At 66.1% G+C, this 17,979-nt stretch carries 23 protein-coding genes; 16 read left to right on the forward strand and 7 right to left on the reverse strand.

The window, feature by feature from the left end:
- Positions 1-76: 76 nt before the first annotated feature.
- Entirely contained in the window at positions 77-322 is a 246-nt protein-coding gene (locus ACV22W_RS07425) for a DNA-binding protein (RefSeq protein ID WP_325097149.1), read from the forward strand.
- A 48-nt stretch (positions 323-370) separates the two neighbouring features.
- Here ACV22W_RS07425 and ACV22W_RS07430 read toward each other — a convergent pair whose 3' ends face one another.
- The gene (locus tag ACV22W_RS07430; protein ID WP_448018585.1) at positions 371-607 is read right to left on the reverse strand and encodes a hypothetical protein; all 237 of its coding nucleotides are present in this window, start codon (positions 605-607) and stop codon (positions 371-373) included.
- A gap of 120 nt (positions 608-727) precedes the next feature.
- On the opposite strand from ACV22W_RS07430, the gene ACV22W_RS07435 reads away from it, so the two are divergent.
- The 12 genes from ACV22W_RS07435 to ACV22W_RS07490 all read left to right on the forward strand — a co-directional run bounded on the left by ACV22W_RS07435 (position 728) and on the right by ACV22W_RS07490 (position 8,325).
- Complete coding sequence (locus ACV22W_RS07435) at positions 728-1,207, forward strand: hypothetical protein (RefSeq protein ID WP_325097147.1); 480 nt, start codon at positions 728-730, stop codon at positions 1,205-1,207.
- Positions 1,204-1,509, forward strand: a complete 306-nt coding sequence (locus tag ACV22W_RS07440; RefSeq protein ID WP_205785098.1) for a helix-turn-helix domain-containing protein — start codon at positions 1,204-1,206, stop codon at positions 1,507-1,509. Before ACV22W_RS07435 ends, ACV22W_RS07440 begins: the two co-directional genes overlap by 4 nt.
- Before the next feature lie 13 nt (positions 1,510-1,522).
- Positions 1,523-2,458, forward strand: coding sequence for a DUF3102 domain-containing protein (locus tag ACV22W_RS07445; protein ID WP_448018586.1), 936 nt, complete (start codon positions 1,523-1,525; stop codon positions 2,456-2,458).
- 16 nt (positions 2,459-2,474) lie between these two features.
- A complete protein-coding gene (locus tag ACV22W_RS07450; RefSeq protein WP_448018587.1) occupies positions 2,475-4,274 on the forward strand; it encodes a DDE-type integrase/transposase/recombinase in 1,800 nt (599 codons plus the stop codon).
- Positions 4,271-5,485, forward strand: coding sequence for an AAA family ATPase (locus ACV22W_RS07455; protein ID WP_448018588.1), 1,215 nt, complete (start codon positions 4,271-4,273; stop codon positions 5,483-5,485). Before ACV22W_RS07450 ends, ACV22W_RS07455 begins: the two co-directional genes overlap by 4 nt.
- Position 5,486: 1 nt before the next feature.
- Positions 5,487-5,816 (forward strand): hypothetical protein, encoded by a 330-nt coding sequence (locus ACV22W_RS07460; protein ID WP_448018589.1) that lies wholly within the window; start codon positions 5,487-5,489, stop codon positions 5,814-5,816.
- Positions 5,813-6,022: a hypothetical protein gene (locus tag ACV22W_RS07465; protein ID WP_448018590.1), complete on the forward strand. Its 210-nt coding sequence runs from the start codon at positions 5,813-5,815 to the stop codon at positions 6,020-6,022. Before ACV22W_RS07460 ends, ACV22W_RS07465 begins: the two co-directional genes overlap by 4 nt.
- Positions 6,023-6,145: 123 nt before the next feature.
- Positions 6,146-6,763, forward strand: coding sequence for a DUF3164 family protein (locus ACV22W_RS07470; protein WP_200524650.1), 618 nt, complete (start codon positions 6,146-6,148; stop codon positions 6,761-6,763).
- Between the two features lie 63 nt (positions 6,764-6,826).
- The gene (locus tag ACV22W_RS07475; protein WP_448018591.1) at positions 6,827-7,099 is read left to right on the forward strand and encodes an HU family DNA-binding protein; all 273 of its coding nucleotides are present in this window, start codon (positions 6,827-6,829) and stop codon (positions 7,097-7,099) included.
- Between the two features lie 92 nt (positions 7,100-7,191).
- Positions 7,192-7,533, forward strand: coding sequence for a DUF2528 family protein (locus ACV22W_RS07480; RefSeq protein ID WP_234461145.1), 342 nt, complete (start codon positions 7,192-7,194; stop codon positions 7,531-7,533).
- A complete protein-coding gene (locus ACV22W_RS07485) occupies positions 7,517-7,957 on the forward strand; it encodes a gp16 family protein (RefSeq protein WP_448018592.1) in 441 nt (146 codons plus the stop codon). The genes ACV22W_RS07480 and ACV22W_RS07485 overlap by 17 nt, the downstream gene beginning before the upstream one ends.
- Positions 7,954-8,325 carry a Mor transcription activator family protein gene (locus tag ACV22W_RS07490; protein WP_448018593.1) on the forward strand — a complete coding sequence of 124 codons (372 nt, stop codon included), beginning with the start codon at positions 7,954-7,956 and terminating at the stop codon, positions 8,323-8,325. Before ACV22W_RS07485 ends, ACV22W_RS07490 begins: the two co-directional genes overlap by 4 nt.
- 541 nt (positions 8,326-8,866) lie before the next feature.
- Here ACV22W_RS07490 and ACV22W_RS07495 read toward each other — a convergent pair.
- The 5 genes from ACV22W_RS07495 to ACV22W_RS07515 form a co-directional block, all read right to left on the reverse strand.
- Positions 8,867-9,355: a phage protein NinX family protein gene (locus ACV22W_RS07495; protein WP_448018594.1), complete on the reverse strand. Its 489-nt coding sequence runs from the start codon at positions 9,353-9,355 to the stop codon at positions 8,867-8,869.
- 350 nt (positions 9,356-9,705) lie between these two features.
- Complete coding sequence (locus ACV22W_RS07500) at positions 9,706-10,473, reverse strand: endonuclease/exonuclease/phosphatase family protein (protein ID WP_448018595.1); 768 nt, start codon at positions 10,471-10,473, stop codon at positions 9,706-9,708.
- Positions 10,464-12,683 carry a VTT domain-containing protein gene (locus ACV22W_RS07505; protein ID WP_448018596.1) on the reverse strand — a complete coding sequence of 740 codons (2,220 nt, stop codon included), beginning with the start codon at positions 12,681-12,683 and terminating at the stop codon, positions 10,464-10,466. The genes ACV22W_RS07500 and ACV22W_RS07505 overlap by 10 nt, the downstream gene beginning before the upstream one ends.
- The gene (locus ACV22W_RS07510) at positions 12,680-13,018 is read right to left on the reverse strand and encodes a hypothetical protein (protein WP_448018597.1); all 339 of its coding nucleotides are present in this window, start codon (positions 13,016-13,018) and stop codon (positions 12,680-12,682) included. The genes ACV22W_RS07505 and ACV22W_RS07510 overlap by 4 nt, the downstream gene beginning before the upstream one ends.
- Positions 13,015-13,710, reverse strand: coding sequence for an MgtC/SapB family protein (locus ACV22W_RS07515; protein ID WP_448018598.1), 696 nt, complete (start codon positions 13,708-13,710; stop codon positions 13,015-13,017). Before ACV22W_RS07515 ends, ACV22W_RS07510 begins: the two co-directional genes overlap by 4 nt.
- A 179-nt stretch (positions 13,711-13,889) precedes the next feature.
- Between ACV22W_RS07515 and ACV22W_RS07520 the strand changes: the two genes are divergently transcribed.
- Positions 13,890-14,132 (forward strand): DUF6566 family protein, encoded by a 243-nt coding sequence (locus tag ACV22W_RS07520; protein WP_448018599.1) that lies wholly within the window; start codon positions 13,890-13,892, stop codon positions 14,130-14,132.
- Positions 14,133-14,233: 101 nt separating this feature from the next.
- Here the strand turns inward: ACV22W_RS07520 and ACV22W_RS07525 are convergent, their stop codons facing one another.
- The gene (locus ACV22W_RS07525; protein ID WP_448018600.1) at positions 14,234-14,908 is read right to left on the reverse strand and encodes an HAD family hydrolase; all 675 of its coding nucleotides are present in this window, start codon (positions 14,906-14,908) and stop codon (positions 14,234-14,236) included.
- Positions 14,909-15,109: 201 nt separating this feature from the next.
- Here ACV22W_RS07525 and ACV22W_RS07530 point away from each other — a divergent pair, with 201 nt between their 5' ends.
- Both ACV22W_RS07530 and ACV22W_RS07535 read left to right on the forward strand, forming a co-directional pair.
- Positions 15,110-16,294 (forward strand): sugar transporter, encoded by a 1,185-nt coding sequence (locus tag ACV22W_RS07530; RefSeq protein WP_448018601.1) that lies wholly within the window; start codon positions 15,110-15,112, stop codon positions 16,292-16,294.
- Positions 16,295-16,815: 521 nt separating this feature from the next.
- A complete protein-coding gene (locus ACV22W_RS07535) occupies positions 16,816-17,952 on the forward strand; it encodes a muconate/chloromuconate family cycloisomerase (RefSeq protein WP_448018602.1) in 1,137 nt (378 codons plus the stop codon).
- Positions 17,953-17,979 lie beyond the last annotated feature (27 nt).

Below are 17,979 nucleotides of genomic sequence, written 5' to 3' on the forward strand. Positions count from 1 at the left end.
CTCACACCGTCCCACCACGAACGGCAACCTAGTCGGCACCGAATGCAGCGCCGACGGCCCCTTAACCGGAGCGTTTATGAAACTGCGTACCGCCGCTGAAGCCCGCGCAGAGCTTCAATCGAAAGGTATCTCGATCACCCAGTGGGCGATCGCCAACAAATTCTCTCCCAATCTCGTTTTCGAAGTCCTGGGCGGCCGGAAGAAGTGCGTCCGCGGGCAAGCGCACGAGATCGCCGTCAAGCTCGGCATCAAGGCCGGCGAGATCTGTTCGGATCCGGCAAAAGCGCTAGCGCCGATCCGCCACCACCGCGTCGCTGCGTGAGGCAGAGCATGTGCACCGACGCCCTGGGGTTTCCTGTCCACGCCCCCGTCATCGGCGGGCTCGCGCCTCGTCAAGCATCCGGGCCAGTTGCTGCATCACCTCGCCGCAACGGACGTGTACCGGCTCCGGCTCACGACTCCGGGCAGCCGCGACGCGCCGCAAAGTCTGCGAAAACCGCGGACCGTCGAGCCGATCGTCTACCTCGAGCTGCGCGATAAGCCGCAAAACCGTCTGTCCGATTGCGTCGGTCCGAGCCGCCAGTTCTTCGAAATTCGAGTCCGTCATGGAACTTTATCACCAGAAGATTAACTGCTTTCGATTCTACGAGTCGCAAAGCCGTTGCATAGCTGCAAAACGGGATTTTGTTTGGAACCCGTTTAACAACGCAGCGGGCGGAGGTTCCAAATGAGCCGCCGCAACTGGAAACGCATTCAGCCGCATAGCCTCCGGCACGCGCTTGAGCTTTGTAAGGAGCATGCGCGCGACCGCCGCAACCTGAGCGTCGAGCGCATCGCGGAGCACATGGGGCTCGCTGACCACTGGACCCTCTATAAGTGGTTCCAGTCGGGGCGCATGCCGATCGCGCTGGTTCGGCCGTTCGAAGAAGCATGCGGCGCCGATTTTGTCACCCGCTGGGTGGCGGCCAGCGCCGGCCGTCTGATCATCGACATCCCGACCGGTCGCGATGCCACGGCCGAGGACATGCAGGTCCTGCAGCGCACGCTCAACGCCGCTGTCGGGCAACTGCTCGATTTCTATGCAGGTGCCGCCAACGCGGACGAAACGATCGCGATTATCCAGAGCGCCATGGAAGGGCTCGCTTGGCATCGCGGCAACGTCGAACGGCACGTACAGCCCGAACTCGACCTTGGGACCGCTGAATGACTGCGAACGCAACCACGAAGTCCGCCGAGAAGGTGCTGGAAGTTCTGAATGTCCTGCTCGGCCATTTCGCGCACGGACTGACACCGGGCGAACTCGCCAAGGCTACGAGCCTGTCACCGTCGAACATCACGCGCTACGTCGCGACGCTGGAGGCGATGGGATTCGCCGAGCGCATCCCGGAGACCGGGCGAATCCGGCCTTCGGTTCGATTCGCACAACACGCAATGGCGATCGCGCGCAGCCTCGACGCTGCCCGGAATCGCCTTGATGAACTGGCCACTCGGTTGGCCACCCCTCGATAAGGAGTAGCAGCACATGGCACGGAAACCCTCGAATGTGCAGCCGCAGGCTGTTGTTGTGACGGACGAGCAGACTCCCGGTCTGCCTGCGATGGCCGAAGCCGCGAACGCGTTAGCGGCTCGGTCGGCGATAGTCGCCGAGCAATTCGGCGACGGCCTGCCTTATGAGCGCAATCGAGTCGTGAACGAGGCCCGTTTCTACATGGCTCAATCGGCTGAGGCCATGCTCGAAGCGGGAAAGCGCTTGATTCTCCTGAAAGAGAATGAGCCGCATGGGGAATTCGTGGTGATCGTCGAAAACGCCCTCGGAATTCATGAGCGTGCGGCTCAGCGCATGATGAAGGCAGCAGTGAAGTATTTGTCGCCGGCGCTTCAGACAAAAGCGACAGCGCTGTCGGTTTTGGGGAAAACCAAACTCTTCGAATTGGTCGCTGAAGACGACGATGATCTCGCAGCGCTCGCGGACGGCGGCACCGTCGCCGGCATGACGCTCGATGACATCGACCGCATGACTAGCCGCGAACTGCGCGCCGCGCTTCGGGAAGCGCATGAAAACGCTGATGCTCAATCGCGGCTGCTGTCGGACAAGAACAGCAAGCTCGACGAGCTCGCGGCGAAGCTGAGCGGAAAGCAAAAGCGCGTCAAGCCGGTCGCCCCCGACGAGGAAGGCGCTGAAATCCGCAAGGAGACCAGCGCGATCGCCTTCGAGGCCGAGTCGATCATTCGCGGCAATCTGCGCTCGGCGTTCGAGACACTGGTGCAACACACCGAGGCGCACAGCATGCCCCACGACGACTTCATGGCCGGCGTGCTCGGTCAAATCCAACTGTCGCTCAACCAGCTTCGAAGCGAGTTCGATGTGAAGGCCGCGGCGGACGGCGAGGACGTCCCCGAATGGCTGCGTGATACCGCCGCCGGTTCATCGGCGGACGGCGCCCACATCACCCAATGACCCGGAGCTCGCGACGATGAGTGCCGTCTTGAACGAACGCATTGTGGCTATCGCGCACGCCGCGCGTGCAGCGGGTCACGGCAACAAACGTGCGATCTACGACGCTGCCTGCCGCGAGCTGGGCCTTTCCATCGCAACCCTGATGCGCAAACTCAAGGAAGCCACCGTGACCCCGCAGCGCAAGCGCCGTGCTGACGCCGGCCAGAGCGCGTTGACGCGCGCCGAGGCAATGACCATTTCCGCGTTGCTCATGGAGTCGACCCGGAAGAACGGCAAGCGCCTGTATTCCGTCGCCGACGCGGTAGAAACGCTGCGGGCGAACGGGATGATCCGTGCCGAGTACCTCGACGAGTCCACGGGCGAACTGCGGCCGCTGTCGGAAAGCACCATTCAGCGTGCGTTGCGAGTGTACGGCGTGCATCCGGACCAATTGCTTGCGCCGGCCCCGGTGACCGAGCTGGCAAGCGAGCATCCCAACCATGTGTGGCAGATCGACGCGAGCCTGTGCGTTCTGTACTACCTGAAGCCGGCCGTCGATCAGCGCGCGAACGGGTTGCGTGTGATGGATCACGCCGAGTTCTACAAGAACAAGCCGCGCAACCTCGCCCGCATCGCCGCCGATCGCGTGTGGAGCTACGAAATCACCGACCACGCGAGCGGTTGGATTTACACCGAGTACGTGATGGGTGCCGAATCCGGCGAGAACCTCTGCGCGACCTTGATCAACGCGATGCAGGAACGCGGCGGCGCCGACCTTCTGCATGGTGTGCCGCGCATCCTGATGCTCGACGCCGGTTCCGCTAACACGGCCGCGATGACGCGCAACCTGTGCCGGTCGCTTGGCATCGAGCTGGTCGTGCACAAGGTCGGCAACGCGCGCGCTACCGGGCAGGTGGAGAACGCGCGGAACATCATCGAACGCAAGTTCGAGCCGGGCCTAAAGTTCCAGCCGGTGACAAGCCTCGACGAGTTGAACGCGCTCGCCAAGCGCTGGCGGATGCACTTCAACGCGACCGCGACCCATAGCCGCCATGGCGCGACCCGCAGTCAGGTGTGGATGCGGATCACTGCCCAGCAGCTGATCAAGGCCCCGTCGCTCGACGTCTGCCGCGAGCTGGCCGTCGCTGCGCCGGAAAGCCGCAAGGTCACGCCGAAGCTGCGTGTGTCGTTCCGTGGCGACGAATACGACGTGTCGTCGGTGCCGGGCGTCATGGTCGGCGAGAAGCTGATGATCACGCGCAACCCTTGGCGCGGCGATGCCGCCCAGGTCGTCATGACCGGCGAGGACGGGCACGAGACGTACTACGTTGTACCGGTCGTTGTGCGCAATGAACTCGGCTTTGCCGAAAGCGCTGCGCTGATCGGCGAAACCTACCGTCGGCACGCCGATACGCCCGCGCAGCACGCGGTCGCCGAGATCGAGCAGATCGTCACGGGTGCCGCCACACGTGCGGACGCGGAAGCAGCCCGCAAGGCGAAGGAACTGCCGTTCGGCGGCCGGCTGGACCCGTACAAGCACCTCGACGAAGCCGATCTTCCGACGTACCTGCCGCGCCGCGGCACGGAACACGACCTCGTTGCGCCGCGCATCGAACTGGCGCCGCTTTCGCTAATCGAGGCGGCAAAGCAGATAAAGGCGGCTGTCGAAGCTGCCGGTGTCGACTGGAGCGCCGACCGATTCCGCTGGCTGCAACAGCGCTATCCGGACGGCGTACCTCAAGAGCAGCTCGACGCGATCGTCGCCGAGCTTACCGGCCCGCGTGCGGGTCAACAGCAACCGCTGCAGCTCGTTCGTGCAGCGGCAGGAGGTCAATGATGTTGGTCCTGAAAAGCGTTCTGCAACGCGCCTCAATCAAGCAGGCCGAACTTGCGGAACACCTGAATCTGTCGCAGGCGGCGGTCGCTCAAATCGTGAATCACGGCGTATGGCCGCGCAGCCTCGACGACCTCGACCTGCGGGAGCGAATTCTCGACTACCTGGAGAACAAAGGGGTGTCGGACGCGGGCTCAGGTGTTTTTGATGAAGTGCAAAAGGTGGGTGACCCGACCGATGTCTTGGCGGATACGACGGGCCACCCGGTCTCCCAGCCGAACAGCAATACCGATCTCAACCAGGAGGAATCCATGTTACTGCGCAAACAGGTTCTCGCACCAGCCACACGTAAGCACTTCGGCCTGTTCCGTGACCCGTTCGCGGATGACATTCAGTCGCACGAAGACATGTTCGTCAGCCCTGATATTCGCTACGTGCGCGAGGCAATGTTCCAGACCGCGAAGCATGGCGGACTCCTGGCCGTCGTCGCGGAATCGGGCGGCGGCAAGACGACGCTGATGCGCGACCTCGAAGACCGCGTGATGCGCGAGAGCCATCCGATCATCGTCATCAAGCCGTACGTTCTGGCGATGGAGGACAACGACCAGAAAGGCAAGACGCTGAAGGCGACGCACATCGCGGAGGCGATCATGGCCGCCGTGGCCCCGCTGGAGAAGGTCAAGAGCAGCCCGGAAGCCCGCTTCGCGCAGCTCCACAAGGCGCTGAAGGAAAGCCACGCGGCGGGCTACCAGCATTGCCTCGTGATCGACGAGGCGCACGCGCTGCCGATCGCGACGCTCAAGCACCTGAAGCGCTTCTTCGAGTTGGAGATGGGCTTTAAGAAGCTGCTGTCCATCATCCTGATCGGCCAGCCGGAGCTGAAGGTCAAGCTGTCCGAGCGCAACCAGGACGTCCGGGAAGTCGTGCAGCGATGCGAAATGGTCGAGCTGGCCCCGCTCGACGGCCCGCGCCTGGACGAATACCTCCGGTTCAAGTTCGGCCGCCTCGACAAGCCGATCGGCGACGTGATCGACGCCAGCGGCGTCGACGCGCTGCGCGCTCGGCTCACGATGACCAGCACGCGACGCGATCGTGCCGAAACGGTGTCGCTGCTGTACCCGCTCGCGGTTGGGAACCTCCTGACGGCCGCGATGAACCTCGCCGCGGGCCTGGGCGTGCCGGTTGTCACTGCGGACGTGATCAAGGGGGTCTGACATGGGCGCGATTGTGCAAATGAACCCGCCCGCACCGCGGAGTCTGCTGCCTGACGGCACGCGGGTTTTTGACGCGGAGTGCGTCTCGCGTCTCACGTTGCTCAACGCTTGCGCGCGGGCGCTGCGTGGCCTGGGATACCGGGTGGTGACCGAAGAGATTGCGCCCCACGACGGCGGCCGGCCGACGATCCAGATCGGTCCGTACCTCGCGAAGTCGTCCGACGTACTGCGGGAGCGTGCGGGCGGTGTCTCTATCCAGCGACTTGGCAATCGGCAGTTCGCCCACGTCATTTTCATGAGCGTCCGCGTGACATGGGAGGTCGCCGCATGAATACCGAACATGTTCATGGCTGGTCAACCAAAGCCGAGCTTGATTTCGTCGACCAGCTCGCCAGTAGCACAAGCGCTATCAGTCTGTTGCAAGGCTATCTGGCGGGTATGAAGCATCGCGCCGACTTCGGTCAGATCGATCCGGGTCTGACCATCCGCTACGCGAACGAACGGCTGAACGTGCTGACCATGAAACTCGCTTCCTGATATGAGCGACACCGTCGTTATCGTCATCGGAATCATCTTTCTCGTCTGCCTCTGCCGCAAGGAAATACGTCGCTGGTGGACTCGCTGACGAGCCTTCATTTACCAACCGAATTGGAGCAACACATGGAACAGAAACAGATTCCGAACGGTTACTGGCAGGACGCGAAAGGCTGCCTGATTCCCGAAACCATGATCAAACCGATCGACCGCGAGCGTGATCGCCTAGTACGCGAGCTGGCCGACGAAGCCAAAGCGAGATCGAAGGGACTCGTCGACCTGAAGGCCCGGATTTTCGGCGATATCTCCGCCTTTATCGACCTTTCCGCGGAGGAATACGGTTCGAAAGTTGGTGGCAAGAAGGGCAACGTCACGCTGTACTCGTTCGACGGCCGCTATCGCATCCAGCGCGCCATCCAGGACCGCATCGCGTTCGATGAACGCCTGCAGGCAGCCAAATCCATGATCGACGAGTGTCTTCGTGACTGGACCCTGGATGCGCGCCCCGAGATACAGGCGATCGTGACGCAGGCGTTTGCGACCGACAAGGAAGGCCAGATCAACACCGGGCGCGTGCTCGCGCTGCGCCGACTGGACATTACCGATCCTCGCTGGCTGGAAGCGATGCGAGCGATCGGCGAGGCGCTCCAGGTGATCGGCAGCAAATCGTATGTCCGCGTCTACGAGCGCGTCGGTGACACCGATCAATACGTACAGATTCCGCTCGACATCGCGAACGCGTAACCGCGACACCGAGCAATTTCGCCGGCCGCGAGCGACTCGCGGTATCCACCATACGGAGCATTTATGAACAAATCGGACCTGATCAATCACGTGGCAGCGGAAACGGGCCTGACGAAAGCCGACTCCGGCTTTGCGCTGGAAGCCGTTCTCGAAGGCATTACGAAGTCGCTGCGCAAGGGCGACACGGTGACGCTGACGGGATTCGGCGTGTTCAGCGTCGGCGCGCGGGCAGCCCGCACCGGGCGAAACTCTGCGACGGGCGAGGAAATCAAGATCCCTGCGTCGAAAGCACCGAAGTTCAAGGCCGGCAAGGGGTTGAAGGACGCCGTCAAGTAATCGTCGAGCTGCGCGGCGACGCCTGATGCGATGGGCGTCGACCCGTGCGGCGATCGACCAGGACACAAAGCAATCGCACGGCGAGGGACGACATGACGAACATTAAAAAATACGTGCTGACGCACGACTTCAGCTACGAGATCGTGGTGGATGTGGATCACAACATCCTGACCGAAGAGAAGCTCTGCGAGCTGGTTCGATTCTGGTCCGAGGGTGATGCAGACATCGAGCGGCACGGCCCGCTCCAGGCGTTTCTGAAGCTGTTTGCTGCGCGCTTCTTCGCGGCCACCGTTGAGGAAATTTCTCCGAAGGATGCGTTTAACGCCGGTCGCATCGAGGGGTTCCCGCCGGTAGATGGATCGAGCGGCCTGCGCGTCGTTGAATACGACGAATTTTCCTTCGAAGCGGACGACATCGATGTACTCGAAATCTGATCGCGGGCCTCAGGCTCGGCAAAAGCTCATCCGCCTGATTCACGTCGCAAAGCGTGATCTTGCGATGCCCGACGACAGCTACCGTGCTGTCCTGATGCAGATTGGAAAGAAGGAATCCGCCGCCAACCTGACCGTTCCAGAACTGGAAAGGGTTTTGGAACACCTGAAGCGCTGCGGCTTTAAGGTGCGTTCCAAAAAGAGCGTGCGCGGTCAGGCGGACGACGAGCAATCGAAGATGATCCGCGGCATCTGGATTGAGCTGGCGGATCGGGGCGTCGTGCAGAACCGGTCTGAGGAAGCGCTTGGCGCTTTCGTAAAGCGCATGACGCACGTCGACGCGCTCGAATGGCTCAGTTCCGCCCAGGCATCCCGTGTAATTGAGCACCTCAAAAAATGGCGTGACAGGACGACGGAGGCCGTATGAAGGACGAAACGTTCAAAAGTAAAGGGCCGGAACTGCTGGTCGACCTGTCTCTGCAGGTCGCCCAGGCCCTGATCGAGCTGGCCGATATCGGCGCCGACCAGGCGAACCAGCTCGGGCGCGAGATCGCCGATCGCATGGCCGGCCACTGGGGCGGCCAGAACATCTATTTTCCGATGGGCGTGTCGTACCGGCTGTCTCAGCGCGATCGGCAGATTTTCGACGAATTCCGCGGCGACAACCATGCCGAGCTGGCGCGGAAGTTCGGTGTGTCACTCCAGTGGATTTACAAGATCATCAAGGCGGTCCGGCGCGAGGAGACCGCCGCTCGTCAACGCGACCTGTTTGCAAGCCCCACTTCTACCGATTGAGCCTGAGGAGGCTGCCTTGACAGGTAGGTAGCCGCCCCTCAGACTTCTCCGCAGCCGTCGATGTAGTGCCGCAGGATCGGTCCGCAAGTGTCGTCGTAAATCCCGCGTCCGCCAGTGGACAACGGTGTTGCCCCCACCACAAGGGCGGGGACAACCGCTACGCGGTTCCACCGTTGACCACTGTCTCCTCGCGAGCCTTGCCTTCGGCCTGACGCGGCCCTCGCGGGCCTTGCCCCAGAGAGATATATTTCTGTTTCAACCTACGCAAGTGGTTTGCAAGCGCCGTTCCGTGTGATCCCGTCCCATCCCGCGTCATACCGGAAATATCGCGCGTTCTCCCTTGGAAATATCTCACCTCTCTTCAGCGTGGGCGGGCGGCGGCGAACGGTAACGGCCGTGCGCCGCAAACCGCGTGCCCGCGGCGCCGCGCCCCGCGCGGCAACGTGCGTGCGGGACGCAGGGTGCGATACCCCTGTCGTTTTTACATGAACGCTGTACGGTCGCTGCATCACGTGCGCGGCGGCGCCGGCGTTCGATGCCGTCACATGCGCGGTATTGAGCGGATGTCCGAACTGTCGCCGGTGGCCGGATCGTCGTCCGCTTCGGGAAGCGGTTCCCCGGGGTCGTAACGCACCGGCGCGCCATGCTCGATCCGGTGCGCGAATGACGGTGGGGTATCGACGTCGTTGCCGAAGCGCGCCCGTACGAATGCGCGCAGCAGCGCGGTGCGCAGGTCGGGCGCGCGCGCCGCGCAGGTCGACGGGCCGTCGATGAAGCATGCGTCGCATTCGAGGCCGTCGCCGCGCCGCGCGATGCGCAGGTCGCCGACGCGATCGAGCACCGCGCCTGCGTCGGCCCACGACGCCGACGGCGCGAATTGCGCGTCGAGGCGCCGCAACGCATCGCACGCGGCGGTCACGATCAGTTGCGGCTCGACGGCCGTGAAGCACAGCGTATCTTCGTCGTCCACGCACAACGCGCGCGCGCACCAGTAGTCGAGGGCCGTTCCGGCGAGTTCGTCGGTTCGCATGGGCAAGCTCCGTCAGGGTTCGTCAGCGCGGTGGGATCCGTGCGCAAGCGGCGTGCCAGGCTAGGGCCTGTTCACGCTAATAACGGGCTTGCGAACGTGCCTTGCCGGTCGTAGTGCAAGGAGCACGGAGCGCCGTTTGGCCGAGCCAAACAAGCGACGTGCGACGCCGCAATGCGGCCGGCAACGCTCGTTCCCCTGTTCCGAAAAAATTCATTCGTGGGGCTGGCCCCCAGAAGGGCCGATCGCTGCGTCATGCTCCTTGCGAATACGTCGAGTATTCGCTTCGTCGCATTCCTTGCGCTCGGCCCTTCTGGGGGCCAGCGCAAGCCAGTTATTAGCGTGAACAGGCTCTAGGACGTCAAGCGCATACGCGCGACGAGCGGGTAGTGATCCGACGCATGCCGGGCCAGCATGCTGCGATGCACGGTCACGTCGCCCAGCAACTCGCCCGGATGGATCCAGATCCGGTCGAGCGAGAACATCGGGCACAGCGTCGGGAACGTGCGCGGCGCCGGCGCGCGGCGAAACCGCGTGACCAGCGTCTGCAACGCGCGGCCGCGCACGAACCATTCGTTGATGTCGCCCATCAGGATCACCGGCATCGTGCCGGTGTCGAACGCGGCGAGCAGCCGCTGCACCTGCGCGCTGCGTTCGTTCGCCGACAGCCCGAGATGGGTCGCGACCACGCGCAGCGTGCCCGCGCCGCAGTCGATGTCCGCATCGAGCGCGCCACGCGGTTCGCGCTGGTGGAACGACAGGTCGAGCGTGCGTGCCGAGCGGATCGGGCAGCGCGACAGCACGGCGTTGCCGTAGCGGCGCTCCGGCGTATCGATGGTCGGACCGGCCGCCGCGTGCATGCCGGTCGCGTCGCGCAGGTGCGCGAGCACGTCGGGTGCGCGCGACCCGCCGAGCGGCACTTCCTGCAGTGCGATCACGTCGGCGTCGAGTTCGTGGATGACTGCCGCGATCTGGTCGGCCGCGCGCGCGGGCCATGCGCCGTAGCCGCCGCGGATGTTGTACGTCGCGATCCGCAGGTCGCGACCACCGGGCGCGGCGGCGGGCGGGCCGTCCGACGTGACGACGTCCGGCGGCGGGGCCGGCTGCCGGCTCAGCGCCATCGTCGCAGCACCCTGACGAGCAGCACCGACACGCCGACCAACGCGACGCCGATCGCCGCGAGCCACGCGAACGCGCGTGGCCCGGGATGGCTGAACGCGGCAGTCAGCTGGTGCGCGAACGTGACGGTCAGCACGATGCCGGGCAGCATGCCGATCGCGGTGCCGACCAGGAAGTCGCGCAGGCCGATGTGCGATGCGCCGGCAACCAGGTTCACGATCGTAAACGGCGCGACCGGCAGCAGCCGCAGCACGGCCATCGCGACCACGCCGCGCCGGCCGATGTGTTCGCTGAGCCGGTTCGCGCGCGCGCCGGCGAGCCGGCGCACCGCGTCGCGTCCGAGCCAGCGGCCGATTCCGTAGGTCGCGGCGGCGGCCGCCATCGTGCCTACGGACGCATACGCGAAACCCGGCCACGCGCCGAACACGAGGCCCGTGACGGTGATCAGCAGCGTGATCGGCACCGACAGCGTGGCCGCGGCCACGTAGCCGGCCAGCAGCAGCGCGGGTGCGCCCGGCAGTTGCGCGGCGTGGGCGGCCGCTTGCGCGAGCGACGCGACGTTCAGCGCCTTGCCGAGCGGCGAGAAGCGCCACGCGAGCGCGAGTGCGGCGATCAACAGCACGGCCGCGCCGAGCACGAAAAAGCGCGCGGTCAGCGAGCGGTGCTGTTCGCGCGGCACGAATTCGCGGACGAACCGGTCCGGCTCGATCGGCTGCTCGGGGTCGAGCCGCGCGCTGACCGGCACCAGCGCGTCGAGCTGCGGCGCCACCGCCGGGTCGAGCGTGCGCAGCGTGCGGCCCGGTTTCGCGCGCAACAGGTCGAGCGCGGCGTTCGGCCGGCCGGCTTCCGCGAACGCAGCGGCCACTGCCGCCGGCGTCGTGTCGAGATGTTCCGCCAGCAGGCGGTCGCGCAGCCCGGCGATCGCGGCACGGATGTGCGCCTCGCCGGCCGCGACGAGCGCGATGCAGCATTCGGTGTCGAGCACCATCGACCGGTTGTTGAGGTTCGCGCTGCCGATCACGATGCATTCGTCGTCGACGATCTGGATCTTGCTGTGCACGTTCACGCACGTGTCGCCGAGGCCGTCGACATGCGGATACAGCAGCCGGTAGCGGCCGAAGCGGTCGGCGGACTGGAGTGTTGCGTGCAGCCGCGCACGCAGCACGCCCATCGTCGCTTCCTGCAGCCAGCCGCTCTGCATGCGCGGCGCGACGACCGTCACGTCCGGCCCGTGCGCGTCGGCCAGCCGCGCGGACAGCGTTTCGCGCACCACCGTCGCGGTGAAATACTGGTTTTCGATGTACAGGTGGCGGCGCGCGGCGCGGATCGTATCCTCGACCAGCGCGCGCACCTGCAGCACGGGCTCGCGACCGCGGTGGCCCGGCGCCGTATACGCGATGCCGAGCCGCACGTCGCGCATGTCGACGCGCGCGCCGGGCGGCCACGGATCGTCGTCTTCGTCACGCTCGAGGTGCCGCTGCGCGCGGATCGCGATCGGACGTCCGCAAGCATTGAGCCAGCGCGAGCGTGCCTGCTCGCCGATCGCGGCGGCCGCCTCGCCGTCGAACATCGCCTGCACATCGTGAAACGGCCCGTACGGCATCCCGCGTGCATCGCGCCGGCGCGGGTCGTCGGCCGCGTGCGCGGGCGTATCCCAGCGTTCGCGCGTCAGGTCGAGCCCGCCGACGAAGGCGAGCCGGTCGTCGATCACGACGAGCTTCTGGTGATGCGACGCGCCGCGCGGATGCGTGTCGTCGAGCCGGAAGCGGATGCCGCGGTGCGCCCGCCACGCCGCACGATAGACGGGTGGCCAGTCGCGCTCCAGCGCGTAGATCATCGCGAAGTCCCACGCGAGCACGTAGATGCGCAGGTTGTGCCGCGCGGCCGCGAGCGCGTGCAGGAATGCGGCGAGCGTATCGGGCAGGCCGTCACTGGCGTCGGCGGGTGACAGCTGCATCTGGCTATCTACGTCCCAGCCGACGATGAAGACGGTGTGGCGCGCTCGCCGCAGCGCGGCGCGCAGCGTCGCGAAATATGCGTCGCCGTCCACCAGCATCGCGAAGCGGTCCGCGTCGCGGATCGTGTCGCAGTTGCGCCCGCATTCGAGCAGCCCGTGTCTTGCCGGCTCGTTCGTGTGCGAGGGGGCGGCAACCGCGTCGTCGCGGGCCGCCGTCGCGAATGCGGCGCGCGGCATGCGGTCCGGCACGATCATCGGGCATCGACGTCCGGGGCGCCGTCGATACGTTGCAGCAACGCGTCGCAACGTGCGCGCAGCGCCAGCAGTTCCGGCGAATCGGCGTCGATCCGGATGCGCTCGCCGCTGTCGGGGTCGCCGTACGCGGCCGCGATCTCGTAGATGCCTTGCGCGATCGTGGTGGACGCGTTCGCGATCCGGATCCGGTCGAGCCAGCCGCATTCGGCGTGACGGCATGCGAGCCATGCGCGCAGCGCGCCGACCACCTGGCTGGTCGTGAGCCAGGTGCCGCCGCGCATGCGCGCGGCCAGCTGACTCGTCACGAGGTAGGAGAGCAGTTCGGTCTGGGTCACGCGAAACTCCTTGGCGAGGTGTCGGGACTGCAGGTCCGCACGCCGGCGATGCCTTGCAGCGCTTCGCAGATCGCCGCAAATTCCGCGCCGCTCGTGCGCGAGAACGACACCGAGATGTCGTCGGTATCCGGATCGTCGTCGGACTGCTGGACGATGAACTGCTTCACGCGCACGCGGCCGGTGCCGAGCGTGTCGTGCAGCGTGCCGAGCGTCAGGCCGCCGCGCTCGACGACGAGCCGCAGCGTGCGCTGCTGCCGCTGCGCGATGAAGCGGCGCTCGATCGGCTTCACGCCCGCGAGGATCGCGAGCACGATCGCCGTCGCGCCGATCGACCCGACGTACATGCCGCCGCCCGCCGCGAGGCCGACGCCGGCCACCGCCCAGAGGCTCGCCGCCGTCGTCAGCCCGCGCACGACTTCGCCGCGCAGCAGGATCGAGCCGGCGCCGAGAAAGCCGATGCCCGAGACCACCTGCGCCGCGACCCGCGAAGGATCGAGCACGACGCCGTTTTGCCCGCGCACGTCTTCGAAGCCGAAGGTGGAGACGAGCATCACGAGCGCCGAGCCGACGCATACCAGCATGTGCGTGCGCAGGCCGGCGGCCCAGTTGAGCCGTTCGCGTTCGAGCCCGACCACGCTGCCGAGCAGCGCGGCGAGCAGCAGGCGTCCGAGGAGTTCCAAATGGCCGATCATCGTGGCCTCCCTTTTTTGTGTGGCGTTCCGGAGCGGTCCGTGCGCAAAAGGGACGCAAGGTGCGTGCCGGGCTGCCGGACAGCGGGCACGGCTTGTGCGCACGGGGCCGACGGCGCGCGCGGCGATCGTGCGGCGCGCATTTTTTGCATCGCCATCGCAGATAAGCACAGGGGGCCAGCATGGAGCATCAACAGGACGCACAGGTGCGCGACCCGTATCGCGGCCACGAGATTCGCGTCTGGGCGCGGCGCAACGCGCGCGGCGCGTGGGATGACGAAGTGCAGGTGTATGTCGACGGCGCGCGCATCGAGCTCTACGTGCCCGAGCCGGTCGGCCCGGAATGGAAGACCGAGGACGAGGCGCTGCGCGCGGGCGTCGAGCGAGGGCGTTATCTGGTCGACAAGCGCGTGGACGACGATTGATCCGACCCGACCGGCGCGGCCGGTCGCGTGCACCGGGGCGACACGCCGACGAAGAAGTCGCCGGACGCCGGACGCCGCGGGTCAGGCGGACGATGCCGGCATTACGGCCGCGCCGCGATCTCGTCGAGGTGCCACAGCAAATCCGCCGGATCGTCATACACGCGCAGCGCGCCCGCGCGTTCCAGCTCGTCGCTGCCGTAACCGCCCGACAGCAGCCCGACGCCCAGCGCGCGACAGCGGCTCGCGGCGAGCATGTCCCAGATGCTGTCGCCGACCACCACCGTATGCTCGATCGGCACGTTCAGCTTCGCGGCGGCCGTCAGGAACAGATCGGGGTCCGGCTTCGCATACTTGACCTGATCGCGCGTGACGACCACGTTCTTCGCCGGATCGACGCCGAGCGCCTCGAGGTTGATGGCGGCCGTTTCCATCCGCCCGCTGGTCGCGATCGCCCAGCGGATGCCCGCGTTCGACAGCGCGGCCAGCAGCTCGCGCGCGCCAGGCAGCGGCCGGACCTGCGCGCGCAGCCGCTGGTACGCGGACGCATGCAGCCGCGCGAGCCGTTCGACGCGCTCGGCGTCGATGTCGCCGGCCGTCTCGCGCAGCAGCTGGTTCAGGAACAGGCCGCCGCTCATCCCGATCTTGCGGTGGATGCGCCACACCGACAGCTCGATGCCCTCCGCATCGAGCGCCTCCTTCCACGCGAGCACGTGCTGGTAGACGCTGTCGACGAGCGTGCCGTCGAGATCGAACAGAAACGACGTTTCAATGCGCATGTGAATCTCCTGGCCCAATGAAATTCGGGCGAATCGTCCGCGAAAAGTCCTTCGACGCATTATCGGCGCGCGGCCGTGTCATCGCCGTGTCCCGGCGGCGCGGCCGGCGGCGGCGTGTCATTTGCCGCTGGTACAATCGCGCCGATGCGCCGGGCCGGCTGCCCGCGCCGCACGCGCCCCCAACCCTCGTCGAATTCCCGTATGGCAACTCCGGACGCCGTCAGTTCCGAACAGTCGTGGTGGGGCGTCCTGGCCCTGGCACTCACTGCCTTCATCTTCAACACCACCGAATTCGTGCCCGTCGCGCTGCTGAGCGCGATCGGCGACAGCCTGCGGATGCAGCCGACCGACGTCGGCCTGATGCTGACGATCTACGCGTGGGCCGTCGCGGTCGTGTCGCTGCCGTTGACGTTCGTCACGCGTCACGTCGAGCGGCGCAAGCTGCTGAGCTGCGCGCTGCTGGTGTTCATCGGCAGCCACGTCGTCACCGGCGTCGCGTGGAATTTCACGGTGCTGATGATCGGCCGGCTCGGCATCGCGTGCGCGCATGCGGTGTTCTGGTCGATTTCCGTCCCGCTGGCCGTGCGGCTCGCGCCGAGCGACCGGAAAAGCCGCGCGTTGAGCCTGCTCGCGATGGGCTCGGCGATCGCGATGGTCGCCGGCATTCCGCTCGGGCGCGTGATCGGCGAGGCGCTCGGGTGGCGCGTGACGTTCCTCGTGATCGGCGGCGCGGCAGCCGTCGCGCTGCTGATGCTGCGCATGACGCTGCCGGCGCTGCCGAGCCAGGGCGCCGGCTCGCTGTCCAGCATCGGCATGTTTCTCAGGAAGCCGGCGCTGGTATCGCTGTATGCGATCACCGTGCTGGTCGTGTCCGCGCATTTCACGTCGTACACGTACATCGAGCCGTTCGTGCAGAGCGTCAATCATGCGAGCAGCAGCCGGATTACCTATGTGCTGATCCTGTTCGGCGTCGCCGGCATGCCGGCCGCGGTCTGCTTCAACCGCGTGTTTCCGGAGCGGCCGGCGGACTTCCTGCTCGCGTCGATCATCGCGCTGTCGGCGTGTCTGCTGATCCTGTTCCCGAGCGCGCTGAACATCGTCACGCTGTCGGTTCATACGCTGGTGTGGGGCGGCGCGATCGTCTGCTTCGGACTCGCGATGCAGGCGTGGGTGCTGAAGCTCGCGCCCGAGGCGACCGATCTCGCTGTGTCGATCTTTTCCGGGCTGTACAACGTCGGCATCGGCGCCGGCGCGCTGCTCGGCAACCATATCGCCGGGGATTTCGGCCTGCCGTGGATCGGCACGTTCGGCGGGGTGGTCGGCATCTTCTCCGCCGGCGTCGCATGGGCCGCGTTGCGGCTTCACGAGCGGCGGGCGGTGGCGTAGTCCGCCGTCGGCGTCGTCGCACGGCATGCCGAATGCCGCGCCGGGCGCGGCCTTTGCGCGAGGCTTTCTGGCCGCCCGCGTGGCTGGCGATCATCAGACATCGAAGACCTTGTGGAAGCGCTTCAGGCGTTTTTTGCCACCGCACTGATCTGGCCCCGGGGGCGTGGCCGGATCGCGCCGCCTTCGTGCGGAACACGGGCGGCCGGCCACACCGCATTCCCATCAGGAAAACCCTGATCCCGTCGGCCCGGGGCTCGATTTCCGTCGACCTCGCCTGTCGCCAGCCCCCCGCATTTCACCGCTCGCCAGGCGGCGCCCCGGAAACCTGTCCCGCTCCTTCCATCAAGCCTTGCAGCCCCGCCAACCAGACAAAACGGGTATGGCGCGATGCAATATTTCGCGATCGACAGCGAATTCCAATACCTGTCAGGTATGAAAAAGCGAGACCAAAAGTATTGGACGGTCCATTTCGCCGCCGCGTATAAATCCGTTCCATGAACTCCCCACACGCAGCGTGCCCCATGTCTCCCGTCACCATCGAACGCATTGAAACCCGCCTCGTCGACCTGCCGACGATCCGTCCGCACAAGCTGTCGGTCGCCACGATGCACGGCCAGACGCTGATGCTGGTGAAGGTGACCTGCAGCGACGGGGTGACGGGCACCGGCGAAGGCACGACGATCGCCGGGATGGCCTACGGCCCGGAAAGCCCGGAAGCGATGAAACTCGCGATCGACGCATACCTCGCGCCGGCCATCGTCGGCAAGGATGCGACGCGCATCCAGGCGCTGATGGCATTCCTCGGCAAGCTCGCGAAGGTCAATCACTTCGCGAAGAGCGCGCTCGAAACCGCGCTGCTCGATGCGCACGGCAAGCGCCTCGGCGTCCCGGTCAGCGAGTTGCTCGGCGGCCGCCGGCGCGATCGCCTGCCGGTCGCGTGGACGCTCGCATCGGGCAACACGGCGACCGATATCGCCGAAGCCGAGCGGATGCTCGACCTGCGCCGCCACAACGTGTTCAAGCTGAAGATCGGTGCGAAGGCGCTCGACGCGGACATCCGGCACGTGGCCGAGATCAAGCGGGCGGTCGGCGAGCGCGCATCGGTGCGCGTCGACGTGAACATGGCGTGGAGCGAAACGCAGGCCGCGCGCGCGATTCCGTCGCTCGCCGATGCCGGCTGCGAACTGGTCGAGCAGCCGGTCGCGTCGGCCGCGGCGCTCGAACGGCTGATGCGCCGCTTCCCGGTCGCGCTGATGGCCGACGAAATCCTGCAGGGGCCGGACAGCGCGTTCGAGATCGCGAAGCATCACGGCGCGGACGTGTTCGCGATCAAGATCGAGCAGAACGGCGGCCTCTTCGCGGCGCAGCGCGTCGCGGCGATCGCGGACGCGGCCGGCATCGAGCTGTACGGCGGCACGATGCTCGAAGGCGCGTTCAGCACGGTCGCGTCCGCGCATCTGTTCGCGAGCTTCGCGAACCTGCAGTGGGGCACCGAACTGTTCGGACCGCTACTGATTACCGAAGAGATTCTCACGACCCCGCTCGACTACAGCGATTTCGAACTGACCGTGCCGAGCGGCCCGGGCCTCGGCATCGAGCTGGACGAAGCGAAGGTCGCGCGTTTCACCCGCGACGGGCTGACGAAAATCTCCCGCTGACCCGCGGCAACCCTCGACAACCCGATC

Source organism: Burkholderia sp. AW49-1 (genome assembly GCF_053427845.1).